Source organism: Streptomyces sp. NPDC005706 (genome assembly GCF_040631045.1).
Classification (GTDB): domain Bacteria; phylum Actinomycetota; class Actinomycetes; order Streptomycetales; family Streptomycetaceae; genus Streptomyces.
The window spans coordinates 114,673-132,317 of record NZ_JBEXYS010000016.1; the positions used below are offsets into that span (position 1 = coordinate 114,673).

The 17,645-nt window shown below is 72.3% G+C and carries 16 protein-coding genes and 1 tRNA gene; 12 read left to right on the plus strand and 5 right to left on the minus strand.

Annotated features, from left to right (window positions below):
- Positions 1-2: 2 nt before the first annotated feature.
- The gene (locus tag ABZ478_RS24615; RefSeq protein WP_359552753.1) at positions 3-413 is read left to right on the plus strand and encodes a VOC family protein; all 411 of its coding nucleotides are present in this window, start codon (positions 3-5) and stop codon (positions 411-413) included.
- A gap of 117 nt (positions 414-530) precedes the next feature.
- Here the strand turns inward: ABZ478_RS24615 and ABZ478_RS24620 are convergent.
- Positions 531-617: transfer RNA gene (locus ABZ478_RS24620), tRNA-Ser, on the minus strand.
- Positions 618-727: 110 nt separating this feature from the next.
- Positions 728-2,227, minus strand: a complete 1,500-nt coding sequence (locus ABZ478_RS24625) for a trypsin-like peptidase domain-containing protein (protein WP_359552755.1) — start codon at positions 2,225-2,227, stop codon at positions 728-730.
- Positions 2,228-2,556: 329 nt separating this feature from the next.
- Between ABZ478_RS24625 and ABZ478_RS24630 the strand changes: the two genes are divergently transcribed.
- The 3 genes from ABZ478_RS24630 to ABZ478_RS24640 all read left to right on the plus strand — a co-directional run bounded on the left by ABZ478_RS24630 (position 2,557) and on the right by ABZ478_RS24640 (position 5,336).
- Positions 2,557-3,384 (plus strand): glycerophosphodiester phosphodiesterase, encoded by an 828-nt coding sequence (locus tag ABZ478_RS24630; RefSeq protein WP_359552757.1) that lies wholly within the window; start codon positions 2,557-2,559, stop codon positions 3,382-3,384.
- 203 nt (positions 3,385-3,587) lie between these two features.
- Positions 3,588-4,226, plus strand: coding sequence for an ATP-binding protein (locus tag ABZ478_RS24635; RefSeq protein WP_359552759.1), 639 nt, complete (start codon positions 3,588-3,590; stop codon positions 4,224-4,226).
- A gap of 144 nt (positions 4,227-4,370) precedes the next feature.
- Positions 4,371-5,336: a DUF5926 family protein gene (locus ABZ478_RS24640; protein ID WP_359552761.1), complete on the plus strand. Its 966-nt coding sequence runs from the start codon at positions 4,371-4,373 to the stop codon at positions 5,334-5,336.
- 244 nt (positions 5,337-5,580) lie between these two features.
- Here ABZ478_RS24640 and ABZ478_RS24645 read toward each other — a convergent pair whose 3' ends face one another.
- Positions 5,581-6,183, minus strand: coding sequence for a hypothetical protein (locus ABZ478_RS24645; protein ID WP_359552763.1), 603 nt, complete (start codon positions 6,181-6,183; stop codon positions 5,581-5,583).
- A 55-nt stretch (positions 6,184-6,238) separates the two neighbouring features.
- Positions 6,239-6,904 carry a bifunctional DNA primase/polymerase gene (locus ABZ478_RS24650; protein ID WP_359552765.1) on the minus strand — a complete coding sequence of 222 codons (666 nt, stop codon included), beginning with the start codon at positions 6,902-6,904 and terminating at the stop codon, positions 6,239-6,241.
- A gap of 603 nt (positions 6,905-7,507) precedes the next feature.
- Between ABZ478_RS24650 and ABZ478_RS24655 the strand changes: the two genes are divergently transcribed.
- On the plus strand, positions 7,508-8,944 hold the full coding sequence (locus ABZ478_RS24655) for a PP2C family protein-serine/threonine phosphatase (RefSeq protein ID WP_359552767.1): 1,437 nt from the start codon (positions 7,508-7,510) through the stop codon (positions 8,942-8,944).
- 178 nt (positions 8,945-9,122) lie between these two features.
- Positions 9,123-10,610, plus strand: coding sequence for an aminopeptidase P family protein (locus ABZ478_RS24660; protein ID WP_359552769.1), 1,488 nt, complete (start codon positions 9,123-9,125; stop codon positions 10,608-10,610).
- A gap of 157 nt (positions 10,611-10,767) precedes the next feature.
- Here the strand turns inward: ABZ478_RS24660 and ABZ478_RS24665 are convergent, their stop codons facing one another.
- Complete coding sequence (locus tag ABZ478_RS24665; protein ID WP_359552771.1) at positions 10,768-11,214, minus strand: ATP-binding protein; 447 nt, start codon at positions 11,212-11,214, stop codon at positions 10,768-10,770.
- A gap of 242 nt (positions 11,215-11,456) precedes the next feature.
- On the opposite strand from ABZ478_RS24665, the gene ABZ478_RS24670 reads away from it, so the two are divergent.
- The 6 genes from ABZ478_RS24670 (at position 11,457) to efeB (ending at position 17,639) form a co-directional block, all read left to right on the plus strand.
- Positions 11,457-12,287, plus strand: coding sequence for a hypothetical protein (locus ABZ478_RS24670; RefSeq protein WP_359552773.1), 831 nt, complete (start codon positions 11,457-11,459; stop codon positions 12,285-12,287).
- A gap of 178 nt (positions 12,288-12,465) precedes the next feature.
- Positions 12,466-13,203, plus strand: coding sequence for a YcnI family protein (locus tag ABZ478_RS24675; RefSeq protein WP_359552775.1), 738 nt, complete (start codon positions 12,466-12,468; stop codon positions 13,201-13,203).
- Positions 13,204-13,293: 90 nt separating this feature from the next.
- On the plus strand, positions 13,294-13,947 hold the full coding sequence (locus tag ABZ478_RS24680; RefSeq protein WP_359552777.1) for an SCO family protein: 654 nt from the start codon (positions 13,294-13,296) through the stop codon (positions 13,945-13,947).
- Entirely contained in the window at positions 13,944-14,417 is a 474-nt protein-coding gene (locus ABZ478_RS24685) for a copper chaperone PCu(A)C (RefSeq protein ID WP_359552778.1), read from the plus strand. Before ABZ478_RS24680 ends, ABZ478_RS24685 begins: the two co-directional genes overlap by 4 nt.
- A 13-nt stretch (positions 14,418-14,430) precedes the next feature.
- Positions 14,431-16,332 carry a copper resistance protein CopC gene (locus ABZ478_RS24690; RefSeq protein ID WP_359552780.1) on the plus strand — a complete coding sequence of 634 codons (1,902 nt, stop codon included), beginning with the start codon at positions 14,431-14,433 and terminating at the stop codon, positions 16,330-16,332.
- Between the two features lie 8 nt (positions 16,333-16,340).
- Complete coding sequence (efeB, locus tag ABZ478_RS24695) at positions 16,341-17,639, plus strand: iron uptake transporter deferrochelatase/peroxidase subunit (RefSeq protein ID WP_359552782.1); 1,299 nt, start codon at positions 16,341-16,343, stop codon at positions 17,637-17,639.
- Positions 17,640-17,645 lie beyond the last annotated feature (6 nt).

Sequence of the window (17,645 nt, forward strand, 5' to 3'; positions counted from 1 at the left end):
GCATGGAGATCGTGTCGTCCCAAAAGGTCACCACCTTCCTGATGTTCGAGGGAAACGCGGAAGCGGCGATGACCTTCTACGCCTCCCTCTTCGACGACGCCGAAATCGTCAGCATCACCCGCTACGGCTCCGACGGCCCCGGGAAGGACGGAAGCGTGCAGCACGCGACGTTCTCGCTCGGCGGCCAGCAATTCATGTGCATCGACAGCCCCGTGAAACACGGATTCACTTTCACACCCGCGATCTCCCTCTTCGTGCAATGCGAGAACGAGGCCGAGATCGACCGTCTCTACGCGGCCCTCGTCGAGCAGGGCACCGCGCTCATGCCGCTCGGAAACCACGGCTTCAGCCCCAGGTTCGGCTGGGTCAACGACCGGTTCGGCGTCTCCTGGCAACTGAACCTGCCCGCGTGAGCCCCCTGTCCCCGGTCCCAGCAGAGCCGGGACACCGGGGATTCAGGGTGAGACACGCAGAGAGGGTGTCCCGATGAACGGGGCACCCTCTCTGACCTGCACTGTCTATGACCTGTGCGGAGGCGGTGGGATTTGAACCCACGGTGACATCGCTGCCACGACGGTTTTCAAGACCGTTCCCTTAGGCCGCTCGGGCACGCCTCCCCGCGGCCGCCCGTGATCGGCGGCGCGCGTACAGATTACCGGGCCGCCGCCGGGGCGTGGGTACACCGGGTGCCGCCGGGGGTTCCCGCGCGGCACCCCGGGTGGAAGCGTCAGCTGTCGCCGGCCCGGGAGCCGAGGGAGAGGTCCACCGTGTGCTCCTGGCCACCCCGCTTGTAGGTGATCGTGACCTTGTCGCCCGGCTTGTGGGTCCAGATCTCGCCGATCAGGGTGGGGCCGCTGTCGATCACGTGGTCGTCGAGCTTGGTGATGACGTCGCCGGGCTTCAGGCCGGCCTTGTCGGCCGGGCCGCCGGACTCGACCGCGGCGGAGCCGGACGCGCCCTGGTCGGTGATCTTCGCGCCGGCCGTGGAGTCCTCCAGGGACACGGACGCGCCGATCTTGGCGTAGACCGGCTTGCCGGTCTTGATCAGCTGCTGGGCGACGTACTTGGCCTGGTTGATCGGGATCGCGAAGCCGAGGCCGATCGAACCGGACTGGCCGGAGCCGAGGCCGCCGCTGCTGCTGGACTGGATCGCCGAGTTGATGCCGATCACCGCGCCGGTGGCGCTCAGCAGCGGGCCGCCCGAGTTGCCGGGGTTGATCGACGCGTCGGTCTGCAGGGCGCTCATGTACGACGCCTTGCTGGAGGAGCTGCCGTCGCTGGAGGCCACCGGGCGGTTCTTGGCGCTGATGATGCCCGTGGTGACGGTGTTGGACAGCCCGAAGGGAGCGCCGATGGCGATGGTCTCGTCACCGACGGCCACCTTGTCGGAGTTGCCGAGGGCGAGCGGCTTGAGGTCGGAGGGGGCGTTCTTCAGCTTGATGACGGCGACGTCGTACCCCTGGGCGTGCCCGACGACCTCGGCGTCGTACTTCCTGCCGTTCGGGAAGGTGGCGGAGAGCTTGCCGCCGTCCACCGCTTCGGCCACCACGTGGTTGTTGGTGACGATGTGGCCCTGGGTGTCGAAGACGAACCCGGTTCCGGTGCCGCCCTCGCCGCTGGTGCTCTCCGCCTCGATGGTGACCGTGCTGGGCAGTGCGCTGGAGGCCACGTTGGCGATGGTGCCGGGGGCACGCTTGATCTGGGAGGCGCCGTCGGAGGCGGAGACGGTGGTGGAGCCGGAGCCGTCGTTGTCCTTGGCCAGGGTGTAGCCGATTCCGCCGCCCAGGCCGCCCGCGACCAGCGCGGCCACCAGGACCGCGGCGACCAGCCCGCCGCGCCCGTTGCGGGGCTTGGGCGCGGGCTGCTGGTACGACGAGCCCCAGCCCGCGCCCGCCGCCCCGCCGGAGCCGCCGTCGCCGTAGGCGGGCGTGGCGGTGGGCGGCGGCCAGGAGCCGTCGGCGGCCGGGGCGCCGGGGGCGCCGTAGGGCTGGTGGGCGTCGGGGGCGGGACCCGGAGCCCCGTGCGGCGGGCCCGCGGGGGTCTGCGCCGCGGGTGCCGGGTACTGCCCCGGGGCGCCCGGGGTGCCCTGGGGCACCGGCGGCAGCGGAGTCGTCGGCGCACCCCCGTCGGGCGCGGGGCCCTGCGGGGAAGCAGCGGGAGATGCCACCGGCACGGGAGGTGCGGACGGGGCCGGGGGTACCGCGTTGCCCTCGTTCTCGGTGCTCACAGCTCTTCTCCTCGATCCACGGCTGTTGTTCCAGGTCGCACTCGGACACACTCGCTCAGGCACGCCCGTCGTGGCGTGCACGCCGGTCGCCCGTGCGGCAAAGGCCCGGTGCGACAGCTCTGCGTGTTTCGGTGTTCCACTTGTATGCAGTCAGCTTTTCCCATGGGCCGTCAGAGCACCATAAGCGGTGGCTGTGGGTCCAGGGCCACTCTTTATATAGGATATTTCTCGCAAAAGTTTGACCGAGGTGCAGAACGGATGCCACCGCTCACCGCCCGGACCGACCGGCGCCCGCCCCGTGTACCCCGCGTCGGTGGCACCATGACGCGGTGACCCACGCACCACACCACACCATCCAGGTCGTCGCTCACCGGGGTGCCTCCGAGGACGCGCCGGAGCACACCCTGGCCGCGTACAAGAAAGCGATCGAGGACGGGGCGGACGCCCTCGAATGCGACGTACGGCTCACCGCCGACGGTCATCTGGTCTGCGTCCACGACCGCCGGGTGAACCGGACCTCCAACGGCCGGGGTGCCGTGTCCGCGCTGGAGCTCGCCGATCTCGCCGCCCTGGACTTCGGCAGCTGGAAGACCCGCGAGGCCTGGCGCGGACGGGACGAGGAGCCGGACTGGGAGCACCGGCCGGAGGACCCGGCGGACACCTCCGTGCTCACCCTGGAGCGGCTGCTCGAACTGGTCGCGGACTCCGGGCGGCGGGTGGAGCTGGCCATCGAGACCAAGCACCCCACGCGCTGGGCGGGCCAGGTCGAGGAGCGGCTGCTGCATCTGCTGAAACGGTTCGGGCTGGACGCGCCGGCCTCGGCCGCCGAGTCGCCGGTCCGGATCATGAGCTTCTCGGCGCGCTCGCTGCACCGGGTGCACGCCGCCGCGCCGACGCTGCCGGCGGTCTACCTGATGCAGTTCGTCTCACCCCGGCTGCGCGACGGGCGGCTCCCGGCGGGCGTGCGCATCGCGGGCCCCTCGATCCGCATCCTGCGCAGCCACCCGGCGTATGTGGAACGGCTGAAACGAGCCGGCCACCAGGTCCACGTCTGGACCGTGAACGAGCCGGCGGACATCGATCTGTGCGCGGAACTGGGCGTCGACGCAATCATCACCAACCGCCCGCGCGCGGTGCTGCGCCGGCTGGGCCGCTGAACGGAAGGAGACGCGAGCCCGGGCACGGGCCGCCGTTCGCGGGCCGCGCAAGCCGGGTGAGGAACCGGTGCGCGCCCCTTGACCCCGGGCGGAGGACTGCAGCATCCTCCCTTCTCGGCCACACCCTTGAAATCCAGCCACAGAGTAACCGGCCCGTCACAGGGAGTGCTCCGGCGTATTCGCCGTGTGTGCAGACGTTGCGAATGCGTCAGCGGAAGAGGACTGGCCGGTTTCCGGTACAGGCCATTGGGGCATCCACACCGTGGCGTGGGGCGAAGGAGGTCTCGGGGGTGGCGTTGGTGGTGGCACAGGAGGTGCCCACGTCGTCGAGCATGGCCGTTCCCCATGGCCCTGCGGGCGTGGGGAAGGCGAGACACCGGATGCGAGCGCAACTGCGCGGCGGCGGGGTGCCGGAGTCGGTCGTCGACGACGCCGTACTGATCCTTTCCGAGCTCTTGAGCAACGCCTGCAAACACGGGCGGCCGCTCGGGGACGCCCCGGCCGGGGACGGTGCCGTGCGCGCCGCGTGGAGGGTGGACGCGCGCGGGCGGCTCATCGTCGAGGTGACGGACGGCGGCGGTCCGACCCGCCCGGCCCCGGCCACTCCGTCGGTCACCGCGCACGGCGGCCGCGGGCTGAACATCATCACGGCGCTCGCCGACGACTGGGGCGTCCGGGACGACACCCAGGGCGAGGTGACGGTCTGGGCCGTGGTCCACGAGGACGTTCACGATCCGGACGCCAGGTGCCGGCGCGGGGGTTTCGCTACGCGCGTCACCGCGTCCCCGGTCCCGGCCATGGCCGAACTGGACTTCGTGGACGCGTTCGACGAACTGGGCTGAGCCCCGGGTCGACCCGTCGGCGGGCCGCGGCCGTACGCCGTAGGCGTCGCCCGCGTGTCCGTTGTCCACAGGTTCCCGTGGGTCAGGGTGCGAACGGCTAGGCTCCCGCCCGTACCAGACGAGCCGTAACCGGGAGACCCCACGATGGCCAAGAAGCGACCCCAGACGAAGGCCAAGCGCCCGCAGCAGGCAAACGGGGACATCCCGGTGGTCGGCGCCCGCGAGCCCTGCCCCTGCGGCAGCGGCCGGCGCTACAAGGCGTGTCACGGCCGGGCCGCCGCGCACGCCGTGACCGAGCTGGTGCGCCGCCCGTTCGAGGGGCTGCCGGGCGAGTGCGACTGGGTGGCGCTGCGCGAACTGGTGCCGGCCGCCACCGTCGAACTGCCCCTCGCCGGCGGCCTGCCCGAGGGGGTCCCCTCGGTCACGCTGGCCACGGTGCTGCCGATGGCCTGGCCGGCGCTGCGCCGCGACGACGGCTCGGTCCTGCTCGGCCTGCAGAACGACACGCCCTCCGGTGACATCAGCCGCGACCTCGCCGACACCCTCCGGCGCACGCTCGAGGCGGCGCCGGGTTCGCCGGTGGAGGGCCGCCGTGCGCCCGCCGACGGTCCCAGGCTGCAGGAGCTGCTCGACCCGGAGGGCCCGTTCGAGCCGGTCGTGCACAGCGGCTTCGAGTTCTGGGTGCCGGACGCGGAGAACGCCACGCCGGAGGTGGCCGCCTCCCTGGAGCGGGCCAACGCCGCCGCCATCCCGACCGTGAAGCTGTCCGGCGTGGACGCCGCGTACTGGTGCGAGACCCCGGAGAAGAACCACCTGCGCTGGGTCATGCCGCACCCGGAGGAGCAGCTTCTGGACGCTCTCGCCCGGCTGCACGCGGCGGGCCGGTCCAGCCTCGGCGAGGGCACCCGGCTGGTGGGCTCCTTCCGTGCTCACGGGCTCACGGTGCCGGTCTGGGACCTGCCGAGCGGGGTCACGGCCGAGGACGTGGAGAAGCCGGCCGCAGAGTTCGCCGAGCGGCTCGCCGCCGCCCTCGCGTCCGGGGAGCCGCTCACCCCCGAGGAGCGCCGGGCCCGCGGCGGACTGACCAACCGGCAGGTCACGCTCAGCTGACGTGCCACGGCGCCCGTCCCACGGCTGACCGACCGGTCAGCCGTGACGGCGGAACCGGCATCAGGTGACTCCTGTCACAACTGCCCGGCACGACAGTGGGATCGGTGTCCGAATAGCCGAGATCGAATTTGCGAACAGCCGATCTCTTGTTACCGTTCCAGTAGCCCGGTTGCTGGTGCATCCCCCGTCGCCAGCAACCGGGCCTTTCCATGTCCGCATCCGGCGGACAGTCCGCCGCGATGCGTCAACTGCCTTGTGTCAGTTCGGAGTTGCTGCCCGAGCGCAGCAGCAGCGGCTCGTCGGAGCCACGCACGGCGAACTCGGTGACGGCCGTGTAGCCGTCCAGTGCGCCCCGGGTGTGCTCACGGGGCGTCTCGCAGGTGGCGGGCTCGTCTTCGGAGCCGGTGGCGCAGTGGATCTGCACGGTCCGGCCGCCGGGTCCCATCATGCTCAGCACGGGTTCCATGGCTTCACCGGTGGCATTGCGGTAATAGGTGCGCGCCCAGGTGTCCTCGCCCTGGGTCAGCACACAGGTCTGCGCCTCGACGCCCTCCGCGGAGGAGAGTTCCGGCCCGCAGCGGGTCGCGGTGGCCAGCCCGAGGCCGAGCAGCCGGGGCGAGCGCGAGGGTGCGGCGGAGGGCACCTTCGCGTCGCCGCCGGCGCCGTCCCGGCCGCCCGCCCGCCGGGGCGCCGCGGCGTCGCCCACCTGTCCCGTGGACGCCACGGCCAGCGGCAGTGCGATCACGGCCACCACGATGCCCGCCAGGGCGAGCAGACGAAGCCTTCGGGAGTCGGGCCCGCCGCGGTGCGGCGACCGTGTGCGGCCGCCCCCAGAAATGCGCAGCATGTAGCGGAAGATAACGATCGCGGGCGGGCGGAAGCCGTGTCCGCGCCGGACACTCCTACAACTCGGGTGCGCTCACACCCGTACGAGTGAGGGCGTCGACCACGGCGTCCACCACCGCCTCCACGTCGGGCACCCAGGGCGAGGCCGAGCCGGGCAGCGGGGCACGCTCCCAGCGGACGGCGCCCTGACCGGTCTCGGACGGCGGCAGGGCGATGTAGCCGCCCTCCCCGTGGAAACGCAGGGAACCGGGCACGAAGTCCTTGGCGTAGAGCAGTTCGCCGAGCTGCTCCATGGAGTACGGCTTGACGAGCACCGCCCAGCGGGTGGGCGAGGCGACCACCGGGCCGAGCCGCATGCCCCGCCGGTCGAGGAGGTCCAGGGCGCGGGCCGCCGCGGGCGCCGGCAGGCTGACCGCGCAGGGCGCCGTACCGCCGGTGGCGAGGACGATCGGCGCGGCCGGCCGGTTGTTCCACCACCAGCGCACCATGCGCGCGTCGGTCGTGGCCGCGAGCAGACCGGGGTCGAAGGGGTGGGCGCCGGGCACCGTGCACTCCGGGTCCGGGCAGGCGCAGCGCGCCCGGCCCTGCGGGTCCGAAGCCACACCCGGGAGTACCGGCCACTGCCATTCCGCCGCGAAGGTCAGGGCCGCGCTGATCGGCTCAGGCCTCCCGTCGTTCCGCCTGGACAGGAGCCTGCGTCGCCTTCCGAGGATCTCGCGCATGAGCGCTCGTTCCTTTCCGTTGCACCGCTGGCAACACCGTGGACCACATCACACCATGTGTCGATCACTGCACTGTGCGTACCTGTTGGCGCATCACACCCCCGCGCACGGCAGGGGGACCCCAGGGGTCGATCGTCGGCCGCGTCCTCAGTGCGTCCATCGGAGCACGGGTGCGGCGCGGGGGTGGCGAAGTATGGCGTTTTGCCGTCGCGCGTGTTTCTCTCCGCCTCCGCCACGGGAGGATGGGGCTCGGCCGTCGATGGTTATGACGTCCGGGTCCGGCGCCAGGTTCCAGGTGGCCCCCAACCACCCCTGGCCTTCATCGAGTACGTACCCATCACGACCGTTGTGACGCTCCGTGGAACGACGCCAGTCGACCGCAAAGAGCCGTCACCCGAGGCAGTTTTAGGCCAACTTGGTAGTAAGGCAAGGGTTTCGAGAGAAAGCCACTTCAAACCCATGGACACCAGGAATCCTCGCAGGACAATGCTGGACATCCCCTCACGAGTGCGTGTACATGTGGAGACACTGCTAGCGGCGCAGAATGACATGGGGGTTTGCGATGCTTCTGAGCAATACGCACCGGTCTGAAGGCCGGACGCCATGAGCGCCCCCCATCCGCCGAAAGTGGCCGGAATCGATCCAACGGTTCCCACACCCGCACACACTGTCGCGCCCGCACCCCACGCCCCGGACGCCGCCCACGCCCCGGACGCCGCGGCTCCGGTCAGAAGCACCCCCGCTCCCACCGGTCCCGCCCCCGGGACGCTGCTCCAGGACCGGCTGGCCGGCTGGGTGTCGGACCTCACGACCCTCCACGAACTGACCGAACGCCTGTCCGCGACGAACGCGCTCGAGCCCGCCCTCCAGGAGCTGCTGCGCGCCGGTTCCGCCCTCGTCGGCGCCCGCCGCGGCCTGGTCGCCCTGGAGCCCGCCGACGGGCTCGGTCCCCGCACCACCGCCGGCCTCGGTCTCGGCCGCGCCGATCTCGGCCACCTGGAGACCGTGCCGCGTGACGCCCTGCCCCACGGCACCCTCCTCGACGCCGGCCGGGGCACCGGCGCGCACGACGGGATCGCCCACCCCGACCTCTTCGCCGAGGACGGTCTGGACCCCCGCCACCGCGAGGTGGCCGCGCGCCTCGGCTACGCCGCCAGCTACGCCCTGCCCCTGTCCACCGGGCCGGCCGGTCACCTGGGTGCCGCCGTCTGGCTCTACGACGAGCCCGCCGAACCGGACGAGCGCCGCCGCCACCTGGCCGGCCTCTACGTCCGGCACGCCTCGGAGCACCTGGCCCGGCTGCTGGAAGTCGAGCGCACGCGCGCGTGCATGGCCACCATCACCGAGGAACTGCTCCCGTCCCGGCTGCCCCGGGTGGCCGGCGTCCAGCTCGCCGCCCGGCACCGCACCTCCCCGCGCGGCGGCGGCGACTGGTACGACGCGCTGCCCCTGCCCGACGCCGCCCTCGGCCTCTCCGTCGGCTCCGTCACCGGATCCGGGCCCAGCGCGGTGGCCGCCATGGGCCGGCTGCGCGCCTCCCTGCGGGCCTACGCCGTGATGGAGGGCGAGGATCCGGTCGCCGTGCTGTCCGACCTGGAGCTGCTGCTGCGGCTGACCGAGCCCGCGCGTTCGGCCACCGCGCTGTTCGCCTACTGCGAACCGGCGCTGCGCCGGGTCACCCTGGCCGGTGCCGGGCACAGCCCGCCGCTGCTGATCGGCGAACGGCGCACCGAGTTCGCCGAGACCTCCGTCTCCGCGCCGCTCGGCATGCTCGCCTGCTGGGAGGCGCCCAGCGTGGAGGTCCAGGCCGAGGCGGGAGACACCGTCCTGCTCTACACCGACGGGCTGCTGCACCGTACCGGCGACCCGATGGACCGCGCCTTCGCCCGGCTGCACGCGGCGGCCGCGAGCATCCCGCGCGCGCTGCGCCACGACCCCGAGGCGGTCACCGACCACGTGCTGCGGACCGTGCTGCCGGACGGCCGGGACACGGCGGACAGCCCGGAGGACGTGGTCCTGCTCGCCGCCCGCTTCGACTGAGCACCGCCGTCACCCGGCGTGGCCGGGCCCGGACCGGTCGGCATGACCGGCCATAACAGCCGTTCCGGCCCCGGGCCCCTTCCGGTGCGACCGTACGATGATGGAGGTCCCCGCTCGGCCACAAGCAGGAGCGTCGCGGGCCCCGGGGGAGATCACATGGCGTATCGAGGAGGATCACGTGGCCGACGAGCTCAACCCGGCTGTCACCGACGAGGCTGCTACCGCAGCGGGTCCGGAAGCCGAGGCCGAGGAGCCCATCAAGCAGCGGAAGAACGGCCTGTACCCGGGCGTCTCCGACGAGCTGGCCGAGAACATGCAGTCCGGGTGGGCCGACACGGAGATGCGTGATCTGCGGCCCGTCCCGCAGGCCGCCGAGACCGCGCGCCGCCGCGCCGCGCTCTCCGCGCGCTTCCCCGGCGAGCGTCTGGTCGTCCCCGCGGGCAACCTGAAGACCCGCTCGAACGACACGGAGTACGCCTTCCGCGCCTCCGTCGAGTACGCCTACCTCACCGGCAACCAGACCGAGGACGGTGTCCTCGTCCTGGAGCCCACCGCCGGCGGGCACAAGGAGACGATCTACCTCCTGCCCCGCTCCGACCGCGAGACCGGCGAGTTCTGGCTGTCCGGCCAGGGCGAGCTGTGGGTGGGCCGCCGCCACTCGCTCACCGAGTCCGAGGCGCTCTACGGCATCCCGGCCGCCGACGTGCGTGAGCTGGCCGACGCGCTGCGCGAGGCCACCGGCCCGGTGCGGGTCGTGCGCGGCCACGACGCCGGCATCGAGGCCGCCCTGACCGACAAGGTCACCGCCGAGCGCGACGAGGAGCTGCGCGTCTTCCTCTCCGAGGCCCGGCTGGTCAAGGACGAGTTCGAGGTCGGCGAGCTGCAGAAGGCCGTCGACTCCACGGTCCGCGGCTTCGAGGACGTGGTGAAGGTCCTCGACAAGGCCGAGGCGACGAGCGAGCGCTACATCGAGGGCACGTTCTTCCTCCGCGCGCGCGTGGAGGGCAACGACATCGGCTACGGCTCCATCTGCGCGGCCGGCCCGCACGCCTGCACGCTGCACTGGGTGCGCAACGACGGCCCGGTGCGCTCCGGCGACCTGCTCCTGCTGGACGCCGGTGTGGAGACGCACACGCTGTACACCGCCGACGTCACGCGCACGCTGCCCGTCAACGGCACCTACAGCGAGATCCAGAAGAAGATCTACGACGCCGTGTACGAGGCCCAGGAGGCCGGCATCGCGGCCGTGAAGCCGGGCGCCAAGTTCCGTGACTTCCACGACGCCGCCCAGCGCGTGCTCGCCGAGCGGCTCGTCGAGTGGGGCCTGGTCGAGGGCCCGGTCGAGCGCGTCCTCGAACTGGGCCTGCAGCGCCGCTGGACGCTGCACGGCACGGGTCACATGCTCGGCATGGACGTCCACGACTGCGCGGCCGCCCGTACCGAGACCTACGTGGACGGCACGCTGGAGCCGGGCATGGTCCTCACCGTCGAGCCGGGCCTGTACTTCCAGGCCGACGACCTGACGGTCCCGGAGCAGTACCGGGGCATCGGCGTCCGCATCGAGGACGACATCCTCGTCACCGAGGACGGCAACCGGAACCTCTCGGCGGGCCTGCCGCGCCGCTCCGACGAGGTCGAGACGTGGATGGCGGCCCTGAAGGGCTGACCGCACCAACGAGCCGCCGATGGCCGGGCACCCGCAGGGGTGCCCGGCCATCGGCGGTGCGGCGGGCCTCCGGCCGGACCGGCTCCCAGGACTCCGGGTGCGCACGGTTTCACGCCGGGGCGGCACCCCTGGCCGCGCGGGACCGGATCGGCTCCCGTCATGCTGTGAGCAGGGACGGGTCCCGCTTCCACTTGAGGATCTTGTCGAAGCTGACCACGGTCCCACCCCGCCCCGGCTTGCCGCCGATGTGCACGTGATCGGCGAGTTCCCTGATCAGACAGAGCCCGCGGCCGTGCTCCGCGTCCGACTGCGCGGGCCGGAGATCCTGGGCGACGGAGAAACCGGGCCCCGAATCGGCCACCTCGATCCGGCACTTCTCACCGTCGAGGTAGGCGGTCACCCGGTACGCCTCCGAACAGCCTGCGGACGCGCCGTCCCCACCGTGCTCGACGGCGTTGGCGCAGGCCTCGCTGAGGGCGACGGACAGGTCGTAGGAGACGTCCGGGTCCACGCCCGCGGTCTCCATCGTGCCGATGAGCAGCCGGCGCGCGAGCGGGACGCTGGCGGCCTCGCGACGCAGATGGAGTGACCACCAGATGCTCATGCTCCAGCCTCCTGGCCGCGGCTCGACATACCGTTACCTATTGCCGCGCGTGCCCGGCCGTAAGCACACCGTTCACGTGACACCGCCCATAGGGACGATGTGTTCCGGACGAAAACGATGTATGGAAGATCCGATTCCGGCGGAATGGGATCTTCCGGCCATGTCGGCGGCGTACCCACGGTGACCGAATCCGGCGACCTGCCGCGTGGCGCGGGCGGGTCCAGTGCGATGATGACCCCGCCATGACTGCCCCCCACCCCCGCACGGCACCCCCCGGAGCCGGGCTCCGGATGCTACGGGCCGCGGTGTTCGCCGCGGTCTGTGTCGTGCTGGCCGCGGCCGGGCACACACTGGCCTCCTGCGCGCGGCTGCCCCTGTGGACGCTCGGCGCGGGATTCCTGGGCTCCCTGCTGCTCGTGGCACCGCTCGCCGGGCGCGCGCGCTCGCTGCCCGGCATCGTCGCGGTCCTCGCGCTCGGCCAGACCGTGCTGCACACGCTGTTCGGACTGGGGCAGCACGGGACCGCGGCCGCGATGTCCATGGGCCCGATGAGCACGCCGGCGAGCGACGGCGCGCTCGTCGAGCGGGCCGCCCGGCTGCTGTGCGGGTCCAGCGCCTCGGCGCTCACCCCCGGACACGCCTACCGGCTCCTGCTCGACGCGCACCTCATCGACTCCTCGGGCGATCCGGCGGGCGCCATGCCGGCCATGCACCACATGACCGGCGGCTCCGGCGGCACGCCGGCGGCGCTGCTGCCCTCCGTGCCGATGGTCCTCGGTCACATCGTCGCGGCCGTCGTGACCGGCTGGCTGCTGCGCCGGGGCGATCTGGCCGTGCTGCGGCTGATCGAGCTGTCGGCGCACGGAGTCACGGAGGGGGCGCTCGTGCGCTCCCTGCGCGCCGCGCTCGCGCTGACCCGCGCACTGTGCGCCGGGCTGCTGCCCGCGGCCGGACCGCGCCCGCGCGCCCGCCGCGCCGCCCGCGACGAACCGCCCGCCCCGCACACCACCGAACTCCAGCACACGGTGATCCGGCGCGGCCCGCCCGCCGCCGCGTTCCTCCTCGCCGCCTGACACGACGCGAGCACCCCCGCACCGGAGCCCGAAACGGACGAGCCGGACGGGAGGGGCCGCCGTCGTGCGGCACGCGCGCGTGCGCACATCACCCAGTGGCACAGCGAACGGCACCGCCACGCGCACGCGTACTCCCGATCACCACCGGAACCCACCCCGAAGTGGAGTGCTCCCTGCCATGAAGGCTTCTCGTATCGCCGCCGCCACCGCCGTCGCGGGCTCGGCCGTCCTCGCCCTGTCCGGCACCGCCTTCGCGCACGTCAGCGTGCAGCCCGAAGGACCCGCGGCCAAGGGCGGCTACGCGGTCGTCGACTTCAAGGTCCCCAACGAGCGCGACGACGCCTCGACCGTCAAGCTCGAGGTGAACTTCCCCGCCGACCACCCGCTGGCCTCGGTCATGCCCCAGCCGCTGCCCGGCTGGAACGTGAAGGTCACCAAGTCCAAGCTGGACAAGCCGCTGACCATGCACGGGGAGAAGATCGACGAGGCCGTCACCAAGGTCACCTGGACCGCCGACGGCAAGGGCGTCGAGCCCGGCTACTTCCAGAAGTTCCCGCTCTCCATCGGCGCCCTGCCCGAGGACACCGACCAGCTCGTGTTCAAGGCGGTCCAGACGTACTCCGACAAGGAGGTCGTGCGCTGGATCGAGGTGCCGCAGGAGGGCCAGGACGAGCCCGACAACCCGGCCCCGGTGCTGGAGCTGTCCGCCGCCACCGACGACCACCACGGCACCTCGGCCGCCGCCGACAACGCGGCCGACAAGACCGACAGCAAGAGCGGGCAGACCGCGGCCGCCGACGAGGACGCGAAGGGCGGCAGCGACACCACCGCGCGCGTGCTCGGCGTGGTCGGCATCGTCATCGGTGCCGCGGGCGTGGCCTACGGCGTCCTCGCGGGCCGCCGCCGGACCGCCTGATCACCGTTCCGCACGCGCACCGGGGGTCGTGCGACCCTTTCGTACGACCCCCGGTGCGCGCCGGAGTTCTCACATCTGGGAAATTTTTCTATGCGCAAGAAGACGTTCGCCGCGGCCGCGCTGCTCGCCGCCGCCTCCCTGACCCTCTCCGCCTGCGGCAGCGGTGACGACACCACATCACCGGTCTCCGTGGTCTCCGAGGAGTCCGACTCGGGCAAGGCCGCGACCATCCTCGACCAGCCGTTCGTGAAGCCGGACCTGGTCCTGACCGACACGCACGGCAAGAAGTACGACCTGCGCGCCGAGACCAAGGGCCACCCCACCCTGGTCTACTTCGGCTACACGCACTGCCCCGACATCTGCCCGACGACGATGAGCAACATCGCCGTCGCCAAGAAGGCGCTGCCCAAGGCCGAGCAGAACGATCTCAGGGTCGTCTTCGTCACCACCGACCCCGACCGCGACACCCCCGCCGAGCTGGGCAAGTGGCTCAAGGGCATCGACCCCCAGTTCACCGGCCTGACCGGCGACTTCGCCACCATCCAGGCCGGCGCCCGCTCGCTGGGCATCTCCATCGAGCCGACGACGAAGGACAAGAACGGCAAGGTCGTCTCGGTGCACGGCACCCAGGTCATCGCCTTCTCGCCGAAGACCGACGGCGGCTACGTCCTCTACGGCGAGGACACCACCGTCGACGACTACACCAAGGACCTGCCCAAGCTCGTCGAGGGAGCCAAGCCGTGAGGCGTGCCGTCCTGCCGGCGGCCGCCCTCGCCGGCGCCCTGGCCCTCACGGGCTGCGGCTCCGGTCCGGGACCGGACTCCGGCTCGGGCACCTCGAAGGCCGAGCTGTCCGTGAATTCGGTGTACATGCCCCAGCCGGTCTCCGCCGATATGGCCGCCGGGTTCCTGACGATCACCAACCAGGGCGGCGCCAAGGACGCGCTGACCTCGGTCAGCAGCGACGTCGCCGGCCGGGTCACCATGCACAGCACCGTCGCCGGAGCCATGCGGGAGAAGACCTCCTTCTCGATACCCGCCCACGGCCGGCTGGTCTTCCGAAGCGGCGCCAACCACCTGATGTTCGAGGAGCTGAAGCGCACGCCGAAGCAGGGCCAGCACGTGACCCTGAAGCTCACGTTCGCCGAATCCGGGCCCCTCACCGTCGAGATGCCGGTGAAGTCCGCCACGTACAACCCGTCGACCGGACACTGAGGGAGGGACCACCTTGACGCGGACCATCACCCCCCGCCTGCGCACCCTGGTGCTGCTGCTCATCGCCGTCACCGGCGCGCTGCTCGCGGGCGCGGGTCCGGCCGCCGCGCACGCCGCGCTGACCGGCAGCGACCCCGCGCAGGGGGTGGTGGTCGACAAGGCACCCACCCAGGTGTCGCTCACCTTCTCCGAGAAGGTGGCCATGAACGACGACTCGCTGCAGGTCCTCGACCCCAAGGGCGCGAAGGTCCAGGTCGGCTCGCCGGTCAACGTGAGCGGGACCACGTACGCCGTGAAACTCAAGAGCGGCCTGGCCAAGGGCACCTACACGGTCGGCTACCAGGTCGTCTCGGCGGACAGCCACCCGGTCGCCGGTGCCTACACCTTCTCCGTCGGGGCGCCCTCGCAGACCGTCGTCTCCGGCGTCGGCACAACAACGGGCGACACGGCCGTCGGCCGGCTCTACTCCCTGGGACGGTACGTCTCCTACGCCGGCTTCATCGTGCTGGCGGGCGGCGCCGCCTTCGTGCTGGCCTGCTGGCAGCGCGGCTCGGGCGTACGGGCCCTGCAGCGGCTGGTGGTCGGCGGCTGGCTGACGCTCACCGCGTCCACGCTCTGGCTGCTGCTCCTGCGCGGCTCCTACACCTCCTCGGGGAAGTTCGGCGACGTCTTCGACCTGGACCTGCTCGGCCAGGTGCTGCAGACCAAGCCCGGCGCCGCGCTGGTCTCACGGCTGCTGCTGCTCGCCGCCGCCGCGCTGTTCATCGCCGTCCTCTTCGGCGCCTACGACCGGCGGGAGGAGGCCGAGGAGAAGCGTGACCTGACCTTCGGGCTGACCGTCGGCGGAGTGGTCGTCGCCGCCGGACTCGCGGCGAGCTGGGCCATGGCCGAGCACGCCTCCACCGGACTCCAGCCCGGCATCGCCATGCCCGTCGACGTGCTGCACCTGCTGGCCGTCGCCGCCTGGCTGGGCGGCCTCACCGCCCTGCTCGTCGCCCTGTACCGGGCGCCCGCGGACACCCCGGTCGAGGCCGCCGCCGTCCACCGCTTCTCCCGCCTCGCCTTCGTCTCCGTCCTCACCTTGGTCGCCACCGGCACCTACCAGTCCTGGCGGCAGCTCGGCTCCTGGCCGGCGTTCACCGAGACCCGGTACGGGCAACTGCTGCTGGTCAAGATCGCACTGGTGGCCCTGCTGGTCGGCATCGCCTGGATCTCCCGGCGATGGACGGGACGGCTCACGGACCCGGTCACCGAAGCCGGACACACCGAGCAGCCCGCGAAGGAACCCGTCTCCGCACCGGCGTCCGCCGGCCAGGACGCCGCCCCGGACGACGGCGAGCGCGCCGCCCAGCTCGCCCGGCAGCGGGCCGCGGTGGACACCGCCCGGCAGAAGCGGCAGCGGGACGCCGACCCGAACCGCTTCGGGCTGCGCCGCTCGGTGCTCACCGAGGCGGGCGTCGCGGTCGTGCTGCTCGCCGTCACCACCTGGCTGACCCAGACCGAGCCCGGCCGCACCGAGCTGGACGCCAGGGCGGCCTCCTCGTCGTCCTCCAGCTCCTCGTCGTCCTCGTCCGGCGCACTGACCCTGGACATGCCCTTCGCCACCGGCGGCACCGACGGCAAGGGCCTGGTCCGGATCGACTTCGACCCCGCGCGCGTGGGCGGCAACGAGATGCACGTCTACGTCCAGCGGCCCAACGGACGCGCCTTCGACGTCCCCGAGGTGAAGGTCGCCCTCACCCTCACGGCGAGGAAGATCGGACCGCTCCCCGTGACCCCGGACCACATCACCACCGGCCACTGGGCCGCGAGCGGAGTGCAGATCCCCATGGCGGGCGACTGGAAGGTCGCCGTGACCGTGCGGACCTCCGACATCGACCAGGCGACCGTCTCCAAGAACGCGCAGATCGGCTGAACCACACCATGCCCGACCAGTCCCTTCCCGAGACCCGCACGCCCGGCTCCCCGGCGCGCGAGCCGCACGCCCACGACGGCACCGCCGACGGTCACCGTGGTGTCTCCCGGCGGGCACTGCTCGGCACCGCCGGTGCCACCGGGCTGGTGCTCGGCGCGGCAGGCGGTGCCGTGGGATACGCCTCCGCGCCCGCCCAGGCCACTGCGCTGACCTCGGTGGGCGCCGGCCGGGCGATGTTTCACGGGAAACATCAGGCCGGCATCATCGAAGGGCTCCAGGCCCGCGGCCACCTCGTCGCCTTCGACCTCGCGGCGGGCGCGGGCCGCAGGGAAGCGGCGGCCCTGCTCCGCCGCTGGTCGGCGACGGCCGAGCGGCTGATGTCGGGTGAGGCGGCCCCCCACGGCGACACCGGCGTGGCCCGGGACGCGGGGCCGTCCTCGCTGACGATCACCTTTGGCTTCGGCCACAACTTCTTCGGTCGGACCGGCCTGGAGAAGCAGCGGCCGACGGCCCTGGACCCACTGCCCGACTTCTCCTCCGACCACCTCGACAAGGCGCGCAGCGACGGCGACCTGTGGGTGCAGATCGGCGCCGACGACGCCCTCGTCGCCTTCCACGCCCTGCGCGCCATCCAGAAGGACGCCGGTCACGCGGCCCGTGTCCGCTGGCAGATGAACGGCTTCAACCGCACCCCGGGCGCCACCGCCCACCCCATGACGGCCCGCAACCTCATGGGACAGATCGACGGCACCCGGAATCCCAAGCCCGCCGACGCCGACTTCGACCGGCGGATCTTCGTGCCCGCCTCGGCGGAGCCCGCGTGGATGGCGAACGGCTCCTACGCGGTCGTCCGCCGTATCCGCATGCTCCTCGACGACTGGGAGACGCTGTCGCTCGCCGCCCAGGAAGCGGTCATCGGGCGCCGCAAGGACACCGGAGCCCCGCTGTCCGGGGGCGACGAGACGACGCCGATGGACCTGGACAAGACCGACGCCAAGGGCGCGTTGGCCGTTCCCATCAACGCCCACGCCCGGATCACCCGGCCCGACCGCAATGGCGGCGCGGCCATGCTGCGACGCCCGTTCTCCTACCACGACGGCATCGACCAGGACGGCACGCCGGACGCCGGGCTCCTCTTCGTCTGCTGGCAGGCGGACCCGCTGCGCGGCTTCGTGCCGGTGCAGCGCAAGCTCGACCGGGGTGACGCCCTGTCGAAGTTCATCCGGCACGAGGCCAGTGGCCTGTTCGCGGTGCCCGGTGGCGCGGCCGAGGGAGAGTACGTGGGACAGCGGCTCCTGGAGGGCTGATTCCGG